The following is a 17926-nucleotide window of genomic DNA, read 5'->3' on the forward strand; positions in this document are numbered from 1 at the left end:
GGGGAAATGATTCTTTACAGGCTGCGCTGGTCGCAGGCCTGAATGGGCATGGGCCTATCCTGTCGCCCGTTGCATAATCGTCTCTTAATCCACCCAGGGTGCAATGTCCGCCTCAACTACCGGGAGCCTCCCCAATGCACGTATTGCTCTGCGAGGACGACGACCTGATCGCCAGCGGCATCTGCGCCGGCCTCACTGCCCAGGGCCTGACCGTGGACCGGGTGGCCAGCGCCTCGGCTGCCCAGGCCTTGCTGCAGGCCGCGCAGTTCGACGTGATGATCCTCGACCTCGGCCTGCCCGATGAAGACGGCCTGAAGCTGTTGCGCCGCCTGCGCCAGCAGGGCGTGACGCTGCCGGTGCTGGTGCTCACCGCTCGAGATGCGGTCACCGACCGGGTCGATGGGCTGCAGGCCGGGGCCGACGACTACCTGCTCAAGCCCTTCGACCTGCGCGAGCTCGCCGCACGCCTGCACACGCTGCTGCGCCGCGTGGCCGGGCGGGCGGTGAACGTCATCGAGCATGGCCCGCTGCGCTACGACCCGAGCAGTTGCGAGGCCACCCTGGCAGGCCAGGCCGTGGACCTGTCGCGCCGCGAGCAGGCGCTGCTCCAGGCATTGCTGCAGAACCCCGGGCGGGTGCTGTCCAGCGAGCAGCTCAAGGACTGCGTGTACGGCTTCAGCGACGAAGTCGAGAGCAACGCCCTGAACGTTCACATCCACCATTTGCGGCGCAAGCTGGGCAATAGCATCGTCGAGACCGTCCGCGGCCTGGGCTATCGCCTTGGCCCGGCCCAGGCCCCGCAGGGCACCGCACCATGAGCCTGCGTGCGCGCCTGACGCTGATCCTCGGCATCGCCTTCGTCATCATCTGGGCGCTGGCCGCCGCGTGGATGCTGCGCGACCTGCGCCAGCAGATGATGTTTTCCCTCGACCAGCGCCTGGTGGCCTCGGCACGCATGGTTGCCGGGTTGATCGAGCAGTTGCCGCAGCCGCTGGCGAGCAAGGGCCAGGACGCGCATTTTTCCGCCGACCAACTCAGCGTGCCGGACGGCATGGCCTGCCAGGTCAGTTCCCTGCGCGGCGAGATCCTGGCCAGCAATCACAAGCACGACGGTGCCATGGACGACCAGCGCAGCGGCTTCCGTGACCAGACCATCGACGGCGCGCTCTGGCGCACCTTCACCTATAACCATGGGGATGTGCGGATCACCACCGCCGACCGCCATCAGGAACGCGAGGCGCTCAACCGCTCGATCCTGCTGGCTGCCTCGGCGCCGGTGTTGATGGCCTTGCTCGGCAGCCTGGGGTTGTTGTGGATCGGCGTGGGCAAGGGCCTGGAGCCGCTCAACCGGATGCGCGATGCCTTGCGCCGGCGCCGTGCCGACAGCGTCGAGCCGTTGCAGGTGGCTGGCATGCCCAGCGAGTTGCAGCCGCTGCTCGAAACCCAGAACCAGTTGTTCTTGCGCATCGCCCAGACCATTGAGCGCGAGCGCCGCCTCACCGACGATGCCGCCCACGAACTGCGCAGCCCGCTGACCGCGATCAAGACCCACCTGCAGGTGGCCCGCATGACCGACGGCGCGGTGCGCGAGCAGGCGCTGGAACATGCCGAGCAGGGTACCGACCGCATGCACCGCACCCTGGAGCAATTGCTGATGCTGGCGCGGGTCGAAGGCAGCCTGTCGTTCGACGATGGCGTGCAGTGCAGCGCCGAGCAGGTGGCACGCCAGGCGGTGCAGGATGCTGGCGGTGGCGACAACCGGCGCATCGTGGTGCGCCTGCCAGAGGAGGCTACGCGCGTCTACCTGGGCATGCCAGCGCCGCTGGCGGTGGCGGCGTTGCGCAACCTGCTGGACAACGCCTTGCGCCATGGCGGCGACGCAGCCGTGGAGCTGGAAGTGCAGATGGCTGACGGGCAAGTGGGCTTCATGGTCCGCGACCATGGGCCCGGGATCGCCGAGGAAGACATGCAGCACCTGACCGAACGCTTCTGGCGCCACGACCAGAGCGGCGGCTGCGGCCTGGGGTTGGCGATCGTCCAGGCCATCGTCCAGCGTTGTGCCGGCAGCCTGCGTTTCGAAAACCCTGGCGATGGTTTGCGTGTCTGGCTGCAGGTGCCGGCGCGCGAGGGCAACTGAGCCCTGCCCGCAGCCTGTGGAGGATCACACCAACCTCTGTGGGAGCGGGTTCACCCGCGAAGGCACACCCTGCAATCTCAAATCAACTGGTAAATCCTCGCCCCGCTGACGCGTTCTCCAAGCGACAACCACCCGACACACATCCGGTTACAGGGAGCGTGGCGGGGCATATTCGCTTGCTTGCGAGGATTTTCCGATGTCGACCGCTTCCAGCCTTGCCCAGACCCTGCCGCCCAGCGCCCCGCAGGCGTTGTACGAATTCGAGGATTCGCCCCTGTTGCTGCGCCAGCAGCGACAAGAGTCCAACGCCCGCAGCTACCCGCGGCGCATCCCCTTGGCGCTCAAGCGTGCCCGTGGGATTCATGTGGAAGACGTCGAGGGCCGCCAGTTCATCGATTGCCTGGCGGGCGCGGGCACCCTGGCCCTGGGCCACAACCACCCGGTGGTGATCGAGGCAATCCAGCAAGTACTGGCCGATGAGCTGCCCCTGCATACCCTGGACTTGACCACCCCAGTCAAGGACCGCTTCGTCCAGGACCTGTTCGGCCTGCTGCCCGAGGCCTTGCGCCGCGACGCGAAAATCCAGTTCTGCGGGCCGACCGGCACCGATGCGGTGGAGGCTGCGCTGAAACTGGTGCGCACGGCCACCGGGCGCAGCACGGTGCTGGCGTTCCAGGGGGCCTACCACGGCATGTCCCAGGGCGCGTTGAGCCTGATGGGCAGCCTGGGGCCGAAGCAACCCTTGGCGGCCCTGCTGGGCAATGGCGTGCAGTTCATGCCGTACCCCTACGACTACCGCTGCCCCTTCGGCCTGGGCGGCGAGGCGGGCGTCCGGGCGAACCTGCAATACCTGGAGAACCTGTTGTGCGACCCGGAAGCCGGTGTGGCGCTACCGGCGGCGGTGATCGTCGAGGTGGTGCAAGGCGAGGGCGGCGTGATCCCGGCGGACATCCAATGGCTGCGCGGCCTGCGAGCCATCACCGAGCGGGCGGGCGTGGCGCTGATCGTCGATGAGATCCAGAGCGGCTTCGCCCGTACCGGGCGGATGTTCGCCTTCGAGCACGCCGGTATCGTGCCGGACGTGGTGACGCTGTCCAAGGCCATCGGTGGCAGCCTGCCCCTGGCCGTGGTGGTCTACCGTGACTGGCTGGACACCTGGCAGCCAGGTGCCCATGCCGGAACCTTCCGTGGCAACCAGATGGCCATGGCGGCTGGTTCTGCGGTGATGGGCTACCTGGTCGAGCATCGCCTGGCCGAACATGCCGAGGCCATGGGCCAGCGCTTGCGCAATCACCTGCTGGGCCTGCAGCAGGACTATCCGCAACTGGGGGATGTCCGTGGGCGTGGCCTGATGCTGGGGGTGGAACTGGTGGACCCGGCTGGCGAGCGGGACGCGCTGGGGCATCCACCTGCCAGCCGGGCCCTGGCGCCGAAGGTGCAGCGCGAATGCCTGAGGCGTGGGCTGATCCTCGAGCTGGGCGGGCGTCATGGCGCGGTGGTGCGCTTCCTGCCGCCGTTGATCATCAGTGCCGAACAGGTCGACGAAGTGGCCGGGCGGTTTGCCGAGGCGGTGAGGGCGGCGGTGGCTGCGGGGTGAGCGAAGGGGGCCGCCTTGCGGCCCTTTCGCGGGGCAAGCCCGCTCCTACAAGGGGATTGCGCAGCGCTCTTTCAATCGAACGTCCTGCCGGCGCGCCAATATCCCATCAAGGCCAGGCAGTCGCGCCCGAGCCCTCGCTCCTTGACCAGGTGGCGGCGAATGTCCATGACCGCCGCTGACTCGCCGGCGATCCAGGCGTGGAATTCGCTTCCCTCGCCGCGGCCGTGCTCCCAGAGAAGGCTGCGTTCGATATTCACCTCCTCCAGTTTCACCGCACCTGCCGTGCCGCACGGTAGGCTGGCCAATTCGCGTATCGCGTGGCGCATGGCGTGGCCGTGCTCGCAACGCAGCAGGTCGCGAGGCAACCAATGCACCTGTGCTGTGGGGCTGTGGCGCAACGGCAGGCAGTCGGCCTCCAGCGGTACCTCGATGAAGGCCTGCACCGCCAGCGCCGGGCGGGTGTCGGCCAGTTGCTCGAGGATGCCGGCAAGGGCCGGCAAGGCGGTTTCGTCGCCCATCAGGAGCACGTGCCGGGCGCTGTGTGGTGGTTTCCATTCATAACCGCCGGGGTCGCCTTCATAGGTCAGGTTCGGCGCCACCATCTGCAGCCGATCGCCAATGCGCGCCTGGGTTGCCCAGGTCGAGGCCGGGCCATTGATGCCATGCAGGACGAAATCCACATCGACTTCCAGCGCGTCGCGGCGCAGGGCGCGAATGGTGTAGGTGCGCATCGGCGGGGTGTGCTCGGGCGCCAGCCCCTGGCGCGCCTGTTGCCAATGGCCATCCTTGGGCAACCGGGGCGGCTGCCCGGAGGGCGTGGGGAAGAACAACTTGACGCGTTGGTCGGGGGCCAAGGTCGTCATCTGCGCCACATCGTCACCGGTGAAGACGAACCGGCACAGGGACGGGCTCAACGGCTCGATGCCCTTGAGTTCGATATCGAACAGTCGATAGGCCGTGGCCTTCGGTCGCAGCAGGCGGGAGAGGAGGGATGTCATGGTCGGTGCCTCTGGTAGACGGAGTCCTGGAAGGAACGAGCCGTCCTGCCCTGAATTAAGGCAGTAAATTTCCCGCCCCAGGTTACGTCCTAGCTTGGATAGAAACCGCAGCGTGGCAGGAACGGATAGAGGCGCAATGACCATTTCCCGACGAGGATTCATCGCAGGCCTGGCAGTCGCGGGGGCGACCGGTACGGCGGCCTACTATGCGCACAAGGAACTGACCCATGACCCCGATGACGACATCGTCACGCCAGGCGAGGCCAGCGTGGAACTGGCCGACTATGCCGGACAGGTGTTGGCCGACCGTCTGCGGGGCATCTGGGATCTTCGTTTCGAAGGCGCCGAGGCGGGCCTCGACGGTCTGCCGGTGGCCGGTGTCGAACTGTTCCTCGATGTTGCCACCAAGGGCCGTGGCCTGCGTGGCTTCGTCGACACCGGCGAGCGCCTGCGCGGTGAAGGGCCGGCCCATTATCGAGTCCTGGGCGACCTGGTGGGGGCGTCCGCTGCCCAGGTGCGCTGGCGCTTGCTGAACCAGCACGGTGGCCCGAGCTATGAATGCGTGGCCAGCCTCGACGAGGTCTGGGGCAGTTTCGCCAACGCCGGCAACGGCACCTTGAGTGGTCGCCTGCAGCGCTTGGACCGGCCATTGACGCTGCCGATCGCCGACAGCCGCTTCGTGGCGGTCAAGCGCCTGTTTCCCGAAGCGCGGGAGCGCATCGCCTATACGCCACAGATGCAGGCATGGGTGGTCAGCGCCGAGCACCGCCTGTTCCACCAGCTCTGGCATGCGACCCGGGACAAATGGCACCGGCTGTCCGACAAGCAGCGCGGTGCCTTGCGTGGCCTGGGCTGGCAGCCCGGCCCGCGTGACCATGAGCGCGATGCCAGGGGGCCGCACAAGCACCGCAACGGCTCGGGGGTCGATTTCCTGTTCATGCACCGGCACATGCTCGATGCGGCGCGTCGCTTGCAGGATTTGCCATCCTGGTCGCACTTCCCGCTGCCGCAGCCGAGCGTGGAATTCGACCGCGTGGGTTTTGCCCGCTACCACGAGAACCACGACGGCTGCTGCGTGCCACCCAGTTGGCAGGCACCGGGCGATGACGCCTATGGGCAATGGGTCTCGGCGATCAAGGCCAGTGAAACCTTCTGCAGCAATTTCCAAGTCTGGGAGTCGCAGTACCAGGACCCGCAGTACCTGTCGAAGCTGAGCCTGGGTGCGCTCGGTTCCGAGATGGAGATGACCCTGCACGACTGGCTGCACATGTGCTGGGCCTCGGTACCGCGCGACCCAATCAATGGTGCCCCGGTGCCGTTCGCCCGTGACCCCGCCGATTTCGCCACGCGCTGGTTCGGTGCCGAGAACGATTTTCTCGGCGACCCGTTTTCGTCCCACGTCAACCCGGTGTTCTGGGGCTTCCATGGCTGGATCGACGACCGTATCGAAGACTGGTACCGCGCCCATGAACGGTACCACCCCGGCCAGGTACGGCGCCTGGAGGTCAATGGCGTGAAATGGTTCGCGCCAGGGCGCTGGATCGAGGTCGACGACCCCTGGCTGGGGCCGGATACCCATGGTTGCAGCACCCTGCCGGGCACGCGCCCTGGCAAGTCGGTGGAGATGGATGTGGAGACCATGAAGCTGGCGCTGCGCATCACCTTTGGCGAGGACGACAAGCTGGGTGAGCTGGTGCGCCGGGTGCCGCGTCGGCCCTGGTATGCGAGACACCTGTCGTTGAAGAATATCGTTGCTTGATGGCTGGGGGCGCTTTGCGCCCCTTTCGCGGGGCAAGCCCGCTCCTACAGAGTATTGTGTCGGCCTTGTTGAATCGGGCTTGCGCTTATCGAACCTGCCAACCACCCCCCAGGGCTTTGTACAGCGCCATGCTGCCCTGCAGCCGGGCCAGGTGCAGCTCCGCCTGCTGGTCCTGGGCGTCATACAAGGTGCGCTGGGTCTGGAGCACGCTGAGCAGGGTCTCGGCACCTGCGCCGTAGCGTTGCCGGGCCAGCTCGAAGGCGATGCGCGCCTGGTGCACTTCCTCGTCTTGCCATTGGCGCTGGCGGTCCACGCCGGCAATGGCGTTGAGCGCCCGCTCGACGTCCGAAAAGCCGGCCAGGATGCTGCTGCGGTAGTTTTCCAGCAGCTCCTGCCGTTCGGCATGGGCCAGGTCCCGGGAGGCGCGCAGGCGGCCATTGTCGAAAACCGGTGCCAGCAATCCCGCGGTCAAGGTGTAGAAGGGGCTGTCGAGGATATCGGCGAAGGTCCGCGCACCACTGCCCAGGTCGGCACCGAGCGTGAGCCTGGGTAGCATGGCGGCCCGGGCAACCTGCACGTTGGCATTGGCGGCCGCCAGGCGTGCCTCGGCGGCGGCGATATCGGGGCGCCGGCCGAGCAGATCGCTGGGCACGCCGCTGCCGATCCGTGGCCATTGCAAGGCGAGGATCGACTCGGCACTGGTCGGCAGGCGCTGCACCGGGTCGCCAAGCAAGGTGGCGAGGGTTACGCGGCTGTCCTGCCACTGCTGCTCGAGCCGTGGCAACTGCCGCGCCTGGGCCGCCACCAGGCTGCGTTGCTGGGCCAGTTCGAGGCGGGTGGCCGAACCTGAACGTTCGCGCGCTTCGACCAGCCGCAGCACATCACGGGCGTTCTCCAGGTTCAGGCGGGCGATGCGCAGCCGCTCCTGCAAGGCCGCGCCGCGCAGGTAGGTGTCGGCCACCGCGCTGGTGAGCGTCAGCTCGACGGTCTGGCGATCGAAGCGGCTGGCGTCGAGCTCATGCAAGGCGCTGTCGCGTGCCGCTCGCAGCCCACCCCAGAAGTCGATCTCGTAGCTGGCGCTAAGGCGCGTGCCGAAGGAGGTGCTGGTACGCTCGCGGCTGCTGACGTCGAGCGTGTCGTTGCCATCGCCGCGCAGCAGGTGCTGGCGGCTGCCCTCCAGGCGCATCTGCAGTTCCGGCAGCAGCGGCGCACCCGCCGCTACGGCCCGGGCCTGGGCCTGGCGTACGCGTGCGCTGGCGGCGGCGAGGTCGTGGCTGTTGTGACGGGCTCGCTCGATCAGGCGGCCCAGCTCCGGGCTGGCGAAGGCTTGCCACCAGGCTGCATCCGGCAGGGGCAGGGCGGTGTCGAAGGCCGCGGCCTGCCAGCTCGCCGGTGGGGCGATGCCGGCACTGGGCGGCGGTTGGGCGCTGCAGGCCGTCAGGGCCAGACTCAGGGTCAACAGGCTGATGCGGGTTGGCAATGTCATGGATCACACGCTGGTAAGGGCTTTGACCGGGTCGAGGCGGGCAGCCTTGCGGGCCGGCATGAAGCCGAACACCACGCCGGTGATGACGGCGCAGGCGAAGGCGCCGAGGATGGCAGGCAGGGAGAAGGCCACGGCGATCCCGGCGAGCATCAACCCGCCCCCGATGCACAACGCGAGCAGGATGCCGGTCACTCCACCGACCATCGACAGCATCACCGCCTCGCTGAGGAACTGGCGCAGGATGTCTCGCTGGCGTGCGCCGGTGGCCATGCGGATGCCGATCTCGCGGGTGCGCTCGCGCACGGTCATGAGCATGATGTTCATCACGCCGATGCCGCCCACCAGCAGCGAGATGGCGGCGATGGCGCCGAGCATCAGCGACAGGCTGTTCTGCGTGCGTGCCTCGGCCTGGATCAGTGCGGCATCGTTGGTCAGTTCGAAATCCTGCTTGCCCTGGTGGCGCTGGCGCAACAGTCGGTCGATGGCGGCCTCGGTGTCTTTGACCTGCGAGGAGTCCAGGGCGGCGATGGTGACGTATTCAGGCTCGTAGCGGCCGAACAGGCGGATGGCCGCGGCCGAGTAGGGCACCACGATGCGCCCGTCGCTGTCCTGGTCGCCCGAGCTTGCGCCCTTGCCGGCGAGGATGCCGACCACCTGGAACGGCACGTTGCCGATCAGCAAATACTGGCCGAGCGGGTCGCGCTGGCTGTCGAGCATCTTTTCACGCACCTTCTGGCCGATCACGGCCACCGCCGCGCCGCTGGCTTCGTCGGCTTCGCTGAAGAAGCTGCCCTCGACCACCGGCCAGTTGAAGATCTCGGGGAACCAGGTGTTGTTGCCGCCGACGTAGAACTGCTGGCTGTTGTTGCCATGGCGCACCATCAGCTTCTCGCCGATCACCGGCATGATGCGCTTGACCTGCGGCAGTTCGCCGATCGCGGTAACGTCATCGAGGGTGACGACGCCCGCCGGTTCGCCCAGGCTCGCCGGCTTGCCGTTGAGGTAGAGGATGTTCGAGCCGAACGCTGCCATCTGCGCCATGACCTGGCGCTTGCTGCCTTCGCCGACGGCCAGCATCACCACCACCGAGGCGACGCCGATGACGATGCCGAGCAGGGTCAGGGCCGTGCGCAAGCGACTGATCCACATCATCCGCCATGCCGCCTGCAATGCCTCGAACAGTTCGCCCTTCCAGGCGCCACGCTGCGTGGCACCGCAGTCCAGGCGCTGACGCAGCGCCTCGGCCTGCACGCCAGGGCGCGTGTCACCCGGGTTTTGTCCTGAGGCGCAGTCACTGGTCTTGAGGCCGTCGCGGATCTCGATGACCCGGTGCGCCCGTGCCGCCACCTCGCGGTCGTGGGTGATGAGGATGATCACATGGCCCTGGCTGGCCAGCTCGTCGAGCAGCGTCATGACCTCGGCACCGCTGTGGCTGTCCAAGGCACCGGTCGGCTCGTCGGCAAGGATGATATGGCCGCCGTTCATCAGGGCCCGGGCAATCGACACCCGCTGCTGCTGGCCGCCGGACAGCTGGTGCGGGCGGTTGCCGGTACGGCTGGCCAGGCCCAGGCGTTGCAGCAATGCCGCGGCGCGCGCATGACGCTGGCCGGCAGGCGTACCGGCATAGATAGCCGGCATCTCGACGTTCTCCTGGGCCGAGCCGGACGGGATCAGGTGGTACCCCTGGAATACGAAGCCGAAGGCCTCGCGGCGCAGCCAGGCCAGCTCGTCGCCGTCGAGCTCGGCGACGTCCTTGCCGGCGAAACGGTAGCAGCCGCTGGACGGGCGATCGAGGCAGCCGAGGATGTTCATCAAGGTCGACTTGCCTGAACCGGAGGCGCCAACGATGGCGACGAAATCGCCCGGGTAGATGCTCAGGCTGATACCGCGCAGTACCTCGACCTCAGGGGTGTCGATGCCGCCGTAGGTCTTGCGGATGTCGGTCAGTTCGATCAGTGGCGTTGGCATTCAACCTCCGCTGGCCGCTGGCGCGCCGATGACCAGGTGTTCGCCCTCGCGCAGGCCGTCGAGGATCTGCACCCGCAGGCGGTCACTCAGCCCCGTGCGCACCTGGCGCTGTTCGACCTTGCCATCGCTGCCCAATACCTGCGCCAGGCGCAGGCCATCTCCGTCGGTGTCGTCCAGGGCGGCCAGCGGCGCGGTAAGGACCTGCCGGGCCTGGCCTGCGACGAAGAACACCTGGGTGGTCATCTCTGCCATCAGTGCGCCATCGGGGTTGTCGACGTCCAGCAGCACGGTGTACTGGACCACTTTGCTGCCGGTGGTGCCGGCGCCGGCACTGGCCGGGCTGCCGCCGCCTTGGCTGGCTTGGTCCAACGGCTTGGGTGGGATCGGCAGGATCTGCCGGACCGTACTGGTCCAGCGCCGCTTGCCGCCGGCCAGGGTGGTGAAATAGGCGGTCATGCCGGGCTGGACCTTGCCGATGTCGGCTTCCGACACCTGGGCCCAGACAGTCATCGGCGAGAGCTTGGCGATGCGCAGGATCAACGGCGTCTGCTGCTGGGCATTGAGTGTCTGGCCTTCCCGGGCGTCCACCGCCACCACGGTACCGGCCATGGGCGCATAGATGCGCGTGTAGCCCAGCTCGGCCTCGTCGCTGCGCAGGCTGGCCTGGGCCTGGCGGATCTGCGCCTGGTACCTGTCGATGCGGGCCTGGGTCACTTTGAGCTGGGCCTGCGCCGTTTGCAGGTCCTCGGCCCGGGTGGCACCGGCCGCGGCCAGGTCGCGTTGGCGCTTGTACTGCTGGCCGGCCAGCTGGTACTGGGCGCGTTGCTCGGCCAGCTGGGCCTTGAGGTTGTCGATCGAATAGCGCCCGGCGTCGAGCCTGGCCTGCTGGGTGGAAGGGTCGATCTCCACCAGCAACTGGCCCTGGCGCACCGCGTCGCCCACTTCCACGTGCAATTTGCGGATCTGCCCGGAGGCTTGGGCACCCACATCGACATAGCGCCGAGGCTGCAGGGTGCCCAGGGCGGTCACGCTGCTTTCGATGTCGGCGCGGGTGACCGCCACGGTGTTGACCGGCTGTGCGCCGAAGGGCAGGGACTTCCAGGCCAGCAGGCCGCCCAGGCCAAGCAGGCCCAGGCCACCGAACAGGATACGATGGCGGGTGGTGGTCAAACGTCTCATCGGAGCTTCCAGCCAGAAATAATGGCCATGCGCCGTCAATCAGGGAGCGCAAGGAGGTCACCGATAGACGAAGGCCAGATGGCGGGATTTAACCGACCGGCTCGCTGTTGCTGAGAATCATTATAATTTGTAAGATGCCGCGCTGATATCACGCTGTCCCGTGGGCCGGTCTACTAGTGTCGAGCAGGGAAATGCCAGGTACCGTCGTGGAACATTACTATCGTGAGCTGGTGAGTTTCCTTTGCGCGCGCCTGGGCAATCGCCAGGCGGCAGAGGATGTCGCCCATGATGCCTACCTGAGGGTGCTGGAGCGGGCCGATGCCCAGCGCATCGAACACCCGCGCGCTTTTCTCTATCGCACCGCCTTGAACCTGGTGGTCGATCGCCACCGGCGCCATCAGGTGCGCCAGGCCGAGCCGCTGGAAGTGCTCGACACCGATGAGCGCTGGCACGGCCCGGGGTTGTCCCAGCGTATGCAGTTGGACCAGCGCCTGGAATTGATGCAGCGCGCCCTGGGCGAGCTCAGCGGGCCGTGCCGGGACAGCTTCCTGCTGCGCAAGCTCGAAGGCCTGTCGCACCAGCAGATCGCCGAGCGCCTGGGCATTTCCCGCAGCCTGGTGGAAAAGCACATCGTCAACGCCATGAAACACTGCCGCGTGCGCATGCGCCAATGGGAATCCTGAGGGCGCGCCAGCATGCGTATCAGCCCTGTTACACCTTGGGAACGGCCCGAAAATTCCCCCGGCCGGCGACTTGATTTCTCTGCGTTTCACGACAACTATCAAGAAAGACCCCCACCAAGGCACCGCCCTGGCGGTTGCCTGCACTGGCGCAGTAATGGTCAGGGAATGTCCCCCAACACCTTGTTGCCCAGGTCCAGACGATGCCAAACAAGACCCTGCGCATCCTCATCGCCGATGAGCACCCGTGCCAGCGCTTGCAGCTGGAAAAGATGCTCAATGGCTTGGGCTATTACCGCATTGCCCCGGTGGACACCTTCGAGGACCTGCAGCGCCTGGTGCAGAGTGCGCTGCAGCCGTTCCACCTGTTGATCGGCAGCATCGAGCTGGCCAGTCACGCTGGCGTCGACCTGGTGCGCTTCTGTCGTTGCAGCGCGCAGATCCAGCATGCCCTGCTGTACCACTCCCAGCACCCGAAACTGCCCGCGGTGCCCCAGGCGCAGCGCCAGGCGGTCAGCATCAGCCTGCCCCAGGTGCCGGACGACGAAGCCTTGCAATCATTCATGGCGATCATCGATGAGCCGGCCTTGGTGGGGCAGGTGCCCCTGTCGCCAAGGTTGTCCCATGGGACGCTCGGTTCCGGCCGGCGGATGAACTTCGGCCACACGGTATTCAGCCGCTCGACCTGAGTCGCGTGGGGCAGACGGCAGGCATTTGTTATCCTCTTGCCCTTTGCCGATCTGCGGAAACCTTGCCATGACTGCCATCGATACCGCCCGCCCGCCCCGGTTCAGCCGTGGCGACCACAGGACCCTGGGCCTGGCTGCGCTGGGCGGCGCGCTGGAAATCTACGATTTCATCATCTTCGTGTTCTTTGCCCTGACCTTGAGCCAGCTGTTCTTCCCTCCGGAAATGCCCGAGTGGCTGCGGCTGCTGCAGAGCTTCGGGATCTTTGTCACCGGCTACCTGGCCCGCCCCCTGGGCGGTATCCTCATGGCCCACTTCGCCGACCACCTGGGGCGCAAGCGAGTGTTCAGCCTGAGCATCCTGATGATGGCCTTGCCTTGCCTGCTGATCGGGGTGATGCCTACCTATGCCGATATCGGCTATGCCGCGCCGTTGATCCTGCTGGCCTTGCGTATCCTCCAGGGGGCGGCGGTGGGTGGCGAGGTGCCCAGTGCCTGGACCTTCGTCGCCGAGCACGCCCCCCACGGTCGGCGCGGCTATGCCCTGGGCTTCCTGCAGGCCGGGTTGACCTTCGGCTACCTGCTCGGTGCCCTCACCGCGACCTTGCTGGCCCGCGTGTACAGCCCGCAGGAAATACTCGATTACGCCTGGCGCTACCCGTTCCTGCTGGGCGGTGTGTTCGGCGTCATCGGCGTGTGGCTGCGCCGCTGGCTGAGCGAAACCCCGGTATTCCTGGCCCTGCGCGAGCGTCAGGAACAGCCGGTGGCCTTCCCGCTGCGCAGCGTGCTGGGCGAGCATCGCCGGGCATTGGTCCCGGCGGCGCTGCTGACCTGTGTGCTGACCTCTGCGGTGGTGGTGCTGGTGGTCATCACACCGACCGTGATGCAGCAACGCTTCGGCATCGCTGCCGGGCATACCTTCGCCTTGAGCAGCGTGGGTATCGTATTTCTCAATATCGGCTGCGTGCTGGCGGGGATGCTGGTCGATCGCATCGGCGCCTGGCGTGCACTGATGCTCTACAGCCTGTTGCTACCCCTGGGCATCGGAGCGCTGTACGCCAGCCTGGTCGGGCAGGCTGGCTGGATCTGGCTGGCCTATGCGCTGGCCGGTTTGTCTTGTGGCGTGGTAGGGGTGGTGCCGTCGGTGATGGTCGGGTTGTTCCCCGCGCAGATCCGGGTGTCGGGCATCTCGTTCACCTACAACGTGGCCTATGCCCTGTGGGCCAGCACCACCCCGTTGGCATTGATTGCGTTGATGCCGTGGAGCCCCTGGGTGTGTGTCGGCTTCTGTCTGCTGATGGGCCTGGTCGGTGCGCTCACCGCCTGGTATTTCGGGCGCCGTGAACTGCTGGGCTTTGCCGCCGAGCCGGTGCCGATCATGTGTGGTGACAAATGAGTGGCGGGGCCTTGTTAGGCTCTGTACGAAAACCCTGCAGCGATTGCTACAGCCAGTTCGAATGAAAAAGCCCCCGAAACCGGGGGCTTTTTCATTGCTGCGAGGGCAGGGCGCTTACATGTTCGGGTAGTTCGGCCCGCCTGCACCTTCAGGGGTGACCCAGGTGATGTTCTGGGCCGGGTCCTTGATGTCGCAGGTCTTGCAGTGCACGCAGTTCTGCGCGTTGATCTGGAAGCGCTTGCTGCCGTCTTCCTGGGTGACCACCTCGTACACACCCGCCGGGCAGTAGCGCTGGGCTGGCTCGTCGTACAGCGGCAGGTTGCTGGCGATCGGCACGTTCGGGTCGGCCAGCTTCAGGTGGCAGGGTTGTTCCTCTTCATGGTTGGTGCTGGAGAGGAACACCGAGCTGAGCTTGTCGAAGCTGAGCTTGCCGTCCGGTTTCGGGTAGTCGATCTTTTTCGAATCCGCCGCGAGCTTGAGGCAGGCGTAGTCCGGTTTGGTGTCGTGCAGGGTGAATGGCAGCTTGCCGCCGAACCAGTTCTGGTCGACATAGTTGAAGGCCGCGCCGAAGATCGGGCCGAACTTGTGCATGGCCGGGCCGAAGTTGCGGCTGGCGTACAGCTCTTCGTACAGCCAGCTGGCCTTGAAGGCGCTGACATAGCTGTTGAGCGTATCGCCACCTTCGCCACCGGCGAGCAGGGCGTCGGCCACCGCGTCGGCAGCGAGCATGCCGGACTTCATCGCGGTGTGGCTGCCCTTGATCTTGGCGAAGTTCAGGGTGCCCAGGTCGCAGCCGATCAGCGCGCCGCCATTGAAGACCATCTTCGGCAGCGAGTTCAGGCCGCCCTTGCAGATGGCGCGAGCACCGTAGCTGATGCGCTTGCCGCCTTCGAGGTACTGGCTGATCACCGGGTGATGCTTCAGACGCTGGAACTCGTCGAACGGCGACAGGTATGGGTTGGCGTAGGAAAGGTCGACGATCAGGCCGACCACCACCTGGTTGTTTTCCAGGTGATAGAGGAAGGAGCCGCCCGTGTTCTCGGCGCTCATCACATCCAGTGGCCAGCCGGCGGTATGCACCACCAAGCCTTGCTCGTGCTTGGCCGGGTCGATTTCCCAAATTTCCTTCAGGCCGATGCCGTAGTGCTGCACGTCGGCTTCGCTGTCGAGGTTGAAGCGCTTGATCAACTGTTTGCCGATATGGCCACGGCAGCCTTCGGCGAACAGGGTGTACTTGGCGCGCAGTTCCATGCCCGGCGTGTACAGGCCGTCCTTGGGGTTGCCTTCGCGGTCGACACCCAGGTCGCCGGTGACGATGCCGCGGACCACGCCATTCTCATCGAACAGCGCCTCCTGGGCAGCGAAGCCCGGGTAGATCTCCACGCCCAGGTTCTCGGCCTGCTGGGCCAGCCAGCGGCACAGGTTGCCCAAGGAAATGATGTAGTTGCCCTGGTTGTGCATGGTCTTGGGCACGAACAGGTCTGGGACCTTGGTCGAGCTGGCGGCATCCTTGAGCACATAGATGTCGTCGCGCTTGACCTCGGTGTTCAGCGGCGCGCCGAGCTCCTTCCAGTCGGGGAACAGCTCGTTCAGGGCGCGGGGCTCGAAGACCGCGCCGGAGAGGATGTGGGCGCCCACCTCGGAGCCTTTCTCGACCACGCAGACGCTGATCTCGTTACCGGCTTCGGCGGCCTTCTGCTTCAGGCGGCAGGCGGCGGACAGGCCTGCCGGACCTGCGCCGACGATGACCACGTCGAATTCCATGTATTCGCGTTCCACTGGTTCTCTCCTACTCAAGGCTCATCGCTGTTGCTTGTCTTGTCTTTTTGGGTGATGGAGGGTCATGCACGGCTGTGTAAGCTGTAGCTTCGTGGATGACGGACTACACCGCTTTGTCTTGGCCGCGCATTATATCTACACCACTTGGCGGGTCCAATACAAACGTTTGTTTGAATTTGCCGGAGCCCAGTAAAATCACTGGGACGCAGCTGGAGGCTGGCCGATTTGCCGTATTGACCGGATTGGGTGTTACGGTCAAGATACGAGCGGTTTTACGCTCGCCGTAGGCTGACCGCCGGGCGCAGGCGCACCCCTAAAGACCAGGCGTGGAGCAGGGTTTTCGGGCCGAATCCGGTTTTGTAGTGGAGTCTACACGCCACGACAGGAAATGACCCGTGGGTTTTGCCTGTGGAGTCGATACAAGACTGTTCGGTCATAGGAAATATCTTGCAGCCAGGAACGTTTTTAGAGGTGCCCTTGTACCCACGCGCAATCGCCGGGCCCGCCCCAGGCGACATTCTTTTCACCGGAGAGTAACGAGGAATCCATGAAGGTTCTTGTAGCTGTCAAACGAGTGGTCGACTACAACGTCAAGGTTCGCGTCAAGGCGGACAACTCCGGCGTCGACCTTGCAAACGTCAAGATGTCCATGAACCCCTTCTGCGAGATCGCCGTCGAAGAAGCCGTACGCCTGAAAGAGAAGGGCGTGGCCACCGAGATCGTCGCCGTTGCCGTCGGCCCGACCGCAGCCCAAGAGCAGCTGCGTACCGCCCTGGCCCTGGGTGCCGACCGCGCCATCCTGGTCGAAACCGCCGAAGAGCTGAATTCCCTGGCCGTGGCCAAGGCCCTCAAGGCCCTTGTCGATAAAGAGCAGCCGCAGCTGGTCATCCTCGGCAAGCAGGCCATCGACAGCGACAACAACCAGACCGGCCAGATGCTGGCCGCGCTGACCGGCTACGCGCAAGGCACCTTCGCCTCCAAGGTGGAAGTCGCCGGCGACAAGCTGAACGTGACCCGCGAGATCGATGGCGGCCTGCAGACCGTCGCGCTGAACCTGCCGGCGATCGTCACCACCGACCTGCGCCTGAACGAACCGCGCTACGCGTCGCTGCCGAACATCATGAAGGCCAAGAAGAAGCCGCTGGAGACTGTCACTCCAGAGGCGCTGGGCGTCTCCACCGCTTCTACCACCAAGACCCTGAAAGTCGAAGCCCCGGCTGCTCGCAGCGCAGGCATCAAGGTCAAGTCGGTGGCCGAACTGGTCGAGAAACTGAAGAACGAGGCGAAGGTAATCTAAATGACTATCCTGGTTGTCGCTGAACACGAAAACGGAGCCGTTGCCCCGGCCACCCTGAACACTGTTGCCGCTGCCGCCAAGATCGGTGGTGATATCCACGTGCTGGTCGCAGGCCAGAACGTCGGCGGCGTCGCCGAAGCTGCCGCCAAGATCGCCGGCGTTGCCAAGGTGCTGGTCGCGGACAATGCCGCCTACGCCCACGCCCTGCCGGAAAACGTGGCACCGCTGGTTGCCGAGCTGGGCAAGGGCTACAGCCATGTGCTGGCCCCGGCCACCACCAATGGCAAGAACATCCTGCCGCGCGTTGCCGCGCTGCTGGACGTCGACCAGATCTCCGAGATCATCTCGGTCGAATCGGCCGACACCTTCAAGCGTCCGATCTATGCCGGTAACGCCATTGCGACCGTGCAATCCAGCGCTGCGGTCAAGGTCATCACCGTTCGCGCCACCGGCTTCGACGCCGTGGCCGCCGAAGGTGGCTCGGCTGCCGTCGAGGCTGTCGGTGCCGTTCATGACGCGGGCAAGTCCGCCTTCGTCGGCGAAGAGCTGGCCAAGTCCGACCGTCCGGAACTGACCGCTGCCAAGATCGTCGTGTCCGGCGGCCGCGGCATGGGCAACGGTGACAACTTCAAACACCTGTACGCCCTGGCCGACAAGCTCGGCGCTGCCGTCGGTGCCTCGCGCGCCGCGGTCGATGCAGGCTTCGTGCCCAACGACATGCAGGTCGGCCAGACCGGCAAGATCGTTGCGCCGCAGTTGTACATCGCCGTCGGTATCTCCGGTGCGATCCAGCACCTGGCAGGCATGAAGGACTCCAAGGTGATCGTTGCGATCAACAAGGACGAAGAGGCGCCGATCTTCCAGGTTGCCGACTACGGCCTGGTCGCCGACCTGTTCGAAGCGGTTCCGGAGCTGGAAAAGCTGGTCTGATCCGCCTGCTTCACTTATAAAGAAGCCCGGCCCT

The 17926-nt window shown here is 65.9% G+C and carries 14 protein-coding genes; 9 read left to right on the plus strand and 5 right to left on the minus strand.

From position 1 onward, the window contains the following. The first annotated feature begins 134 nt into the window (after positions 1 to 134). The 3 genes from AC1MHZ_RS08260 (at position 135) to AC1MHZ_RS08270 (ending at position 3734) form a co-directional block, all read left to right on the plus strand. A complete protein-coding gene (locus tag AC1MHZ_RS08260) occupies positions 135 to 818 on the plus strand; it encodes a response regulator (RefSeq protein ID WP_084854777.1) in 684 nt (227 codons plus the stop codon). After that, positions 815 to 2137, plus strand: coding sequence for an ATP-binding protein (locus AC1MHZ_RS08265; protein ID WP_324814225.1), 1323 nt, complete (start codon positions 815 to 817; stop codon positions 2135 to 2137). Before AC1MHZ_RS08260 ends, AC1MHZ_RS08265 begins: the two co-directional genes overlap by 4 nt. 196 nt (positions 2138 to 2333) lie before the next feature. Beyond that, positions 2334 to 3734 (plus strand): diaminobutyrate--2-oxoglutarate transaminase, encoded by a 1401-nt coding sequence (locus AC1MHZ_RS08270; RefSeq protein ID WP_482966243.1) that lies wholly within the window; start codon positions 2334 to 2336, stop codon positions 3732 to 3734. Between the two features lie 71 nt (positions 3735 to 3805). On the opposite strand, the gene AC1MHZ_RS08275 is transcribed toward AC1MHZ_RS08270, so the two are convergent. Next, entirely contained in the window at positions 3806 to 4732 is a 927-nt protein-coding gene (locus AC1MHZ_RS08275) for a siderophore-interacting protein (protein ID WP_482966244.1), read from the minus strand. Between the two features lie 136 nt (positions 4733 to 4868). Between AC1MHZ_RS08275 and pvdP the strand changes: the two genes are divergently transcribed. After that, positions 4869 to 6491: a pyoverdine maturation tyrosinase PvdP gene (pvdP, locus tag AC1MHZ_RS08280; RefSeq protein WP_482966245.1), complete on the plus strand. Its 1623-nt coding sequence runs from the start codon at positions 4869 to 4871 to the stop codon at positions 6489 to 6491. 85 nt (positions 6492 to 6576) lie between these two features. Here pvdP and AC1MHZ_RS08285 read toward each other — a convergent pair whose 3' ends face one another. From AC1MHZ_RS08285 to AC1MHZ_RS08295, 3 genes are read right to left on the minus strand one after another with little or no spacing between them, the layout of a single operon-like run. Next, the gene (locus tag AC1MHZ_RS08285) at positions 6577 to 7977 is read right to left on the minus strand and encodes an efflux transporter outer membrane subunit (protein ID WP_482966246.1); all 1401 of its coding nucleotides are present in this window, start codon (positions 7975 to 7977) and stop codon (positions 6577 to 6579) included. A 3-nt stretch (positions 7978 to 7980) separates the two neighbouring features. Further along, positions 7981 to 9945 (minus strand): MacB family efflux pump subunit, encoded by a 1965-nt coding sequence (locus tag AC1MHZ_RS08290; protein ID WP_482966247.1) that lies wholly within the window; start codon positions 9943 to 9945, stop codon positions 7981 to 7983. Continuing rightward, the gene (locus AC1MHZ_RS08295; protein ID WP_084854770.1) at positions 9946 to 11124 is read right to left on the minus strand and encodes an efflux RND transporter periplasmic adaptor subunit; all 1179 of its coding nucleotides are present in this window, start codon (positions 11122 to 11124) and stop codon (positions 9946 to 9948) included. Positions 11125 to 11330: 206 nt separating this feature from the next. Between AC1MHZ_RS08295 and AC1MHZ_RS08300 the strand changes: the two genes are divergently transcribed. The 3 genes from AC1MHZ_RS08300 to AC1MHZ_RS08310 all read left to right on the plus strand — a co-directional run bounded on the left by AC1MHZ_RS08300 (position 11331) and on the right by AC1MHZ_RS08310 (position 13886). Next, on the plus strand, positions 11331 to 11807 hold the full coding sequence (locus AC1MHZ_RS08300; protein ID WP_084854853.1) for a sigma-70 family RNA polymerase sigma factor: 477 nt from the start codon (positions 11331 to 11333) through the stop codon (positions 11805 to 11807). Positions 11808 to 12007: 200 nt separating this feature from the next. After that, the gene (locus AC1MHZ_RS08305) at positions 12008 to 12493 is read left to right on the plus strand and encodes a histidine kinase (RefSeq protein WP_084854769.1); all 486 of its coding nucleotides are present in this window, start codon (positions 12008 to 12010) and stop codon (positions 12491 to 12493) included. A gap of 67 nt (positions 12494 to 12560) precedes the next feature. Then, complete coding sequence (locus tag AC1MHZ_RS08310; protein ID WP_368829839.1) at positions 12561 to 13886, plus strand: MFS transporter; 1326 nt, start codon at positions 12561 to 12563, stop codon at positions 13884 to 13886. A gap of 114 nt (positions 13887 to 14000) precedes the next feature. Here AC1MHZ_RS08310 and AC1MHZ_RS08315 read toward each other — a convergent pair whose 3' ends face one another. Then, complete coding sequence (locus AC1MHZ_RS08315; RefSeq protein WP_084854767.1) at positions 14001 to 15665, minus strand: electron transfer flavoprotein-ubiquinone oxidoreductase; 1665 nt, start codon at positions 15663 to 15665, stop codon at positions 14001 to 14003. Positions 15666 to 16212: 547 nt separating this feature from the next. On the opposite strand from AC1MHZ_RS08315, the gene AC1MHZ_RS08320 reads away from it, so the two are divergent. Beyond that, positions 16213 to 16962 carry an electron transfer flavoprotein subunit beta/FixA family protein gene (locus AC1MHZ_RS08320; RefSeq protein WP_084854766.1) on the plus strand — a complete coding sequence of 250 codons (750 nt, stop codon included), beginning with the start codon at positions 16213 to 16215 and terminating at the stop codon, positions 16960 to 16962. After that, positions 16963 to 17892: an electron transfer flavoprotein subunit alpha/FixB family protein gene (locus AC1MHZ_RS08325; RefSeq protein ID WP_084854765.1), complete on the plus strand. Its 930-nt coding sequence runs from the start codon at positions 16963 to 16965 to the stop codon at positions 17890 to 17892. The last annotated feature ends 34 nt before the right edge of the window (positions 17893 to 17926 follow it).

Source organism: Pseudomonas sp. FA-1 (genome assembly GCF_056856075.1).

Excerpts from the sequence above, each read along its gene's own strand:
- AC1MHZ_RS08260 (WP_084854777.1), top strand. The coding sequence starts at position 135 with ATGCACGTATTGCTCTGCGAGGACGACGACCTGATCGCCAGCGGCATC.
- AC1MHZ_RS08265 (WP_324814225.1), top strand. The coding sequence starts at position 815 with ATGAGCCTGCGTGCGCGCCTGACGCTGATCCTCGGCATCGCCTTCGTC.
- AC1MHZ_RS08270 (WP_482966243.1), top strand. The coding sequence starts at position 2,334 with ATGTCGACCGCTTCCAGCCTTGCCCAGACCCTGCCGCCCAGCGCCCCG.
- AC1MHZ_RS08275 (WP_482966244.1), bottom strand. The coding sequence starts at position 4,732 with ATGACATCCCTCCTCTCCCGCCTGCTGCGACCGAAGGCCACGGCCTAT.
- pvdP (WP_482966245.1), top strand. The coding sequence starts at position 4,869 with ATGACCATTTCCCGACGAGGATTCATCGCAGGCCTGGCAGTCGCGGGG.
- AC1MHZ_RS08285 (WP_482966246.1), bottom strand. The coding sequence starts at position 7,977 with ATGACATTGCCAACCCGCATCAGCCTGTTGACCCTGAGTCTGGCCCTG.
- AC1MHZ_RS08290 (WP_482966247.1), bottom strand. The coding sequence starts at position 9,945 with ATGCCAACGCCACTGATCGAACTGACCGACATCCGCAAGACCTACGGC.
- AC1MHZ_RS08295 (WP_084854770.1), bottom strand. The coding sequence starts at position 11,124 with ATGAGACGTTTGACCACCACCCGCCATCGTATCCTGTTCGGTGGCCTG.
- AC1MHZ_RS08305 (WP_084854769.1), top strand. The coding sequence starts at position 12,008 with ATGCCAAACAAGACCCTGCGCATCCTCATCGCCGATGAGCACCCGTGC.
- AC1MHZ_RS08310 (WP_368829839.1), top strand. The coding sequence starts at position 12,561 with ATGACTGCCATCGATACCGCCCGCCCGCCCCGGTTCAGCCGTGGCGAC.
- AC1MHZ_RS08320 (WP_084854766.1), top strand. The coding sequence starts at position 16,213 with ATGAAGGTTCTTGTAGCTGTCAAACGAGTGGTCGACTACAACGTCAAG.
- AC1MHZ_RS08325 (WP_084854765.1), top strand. The coding sequence starts at position 16,963 with ATGACTATCCTGGTTGTCGCTGAACACGAAAACGGAGCCGTTGCCCCG.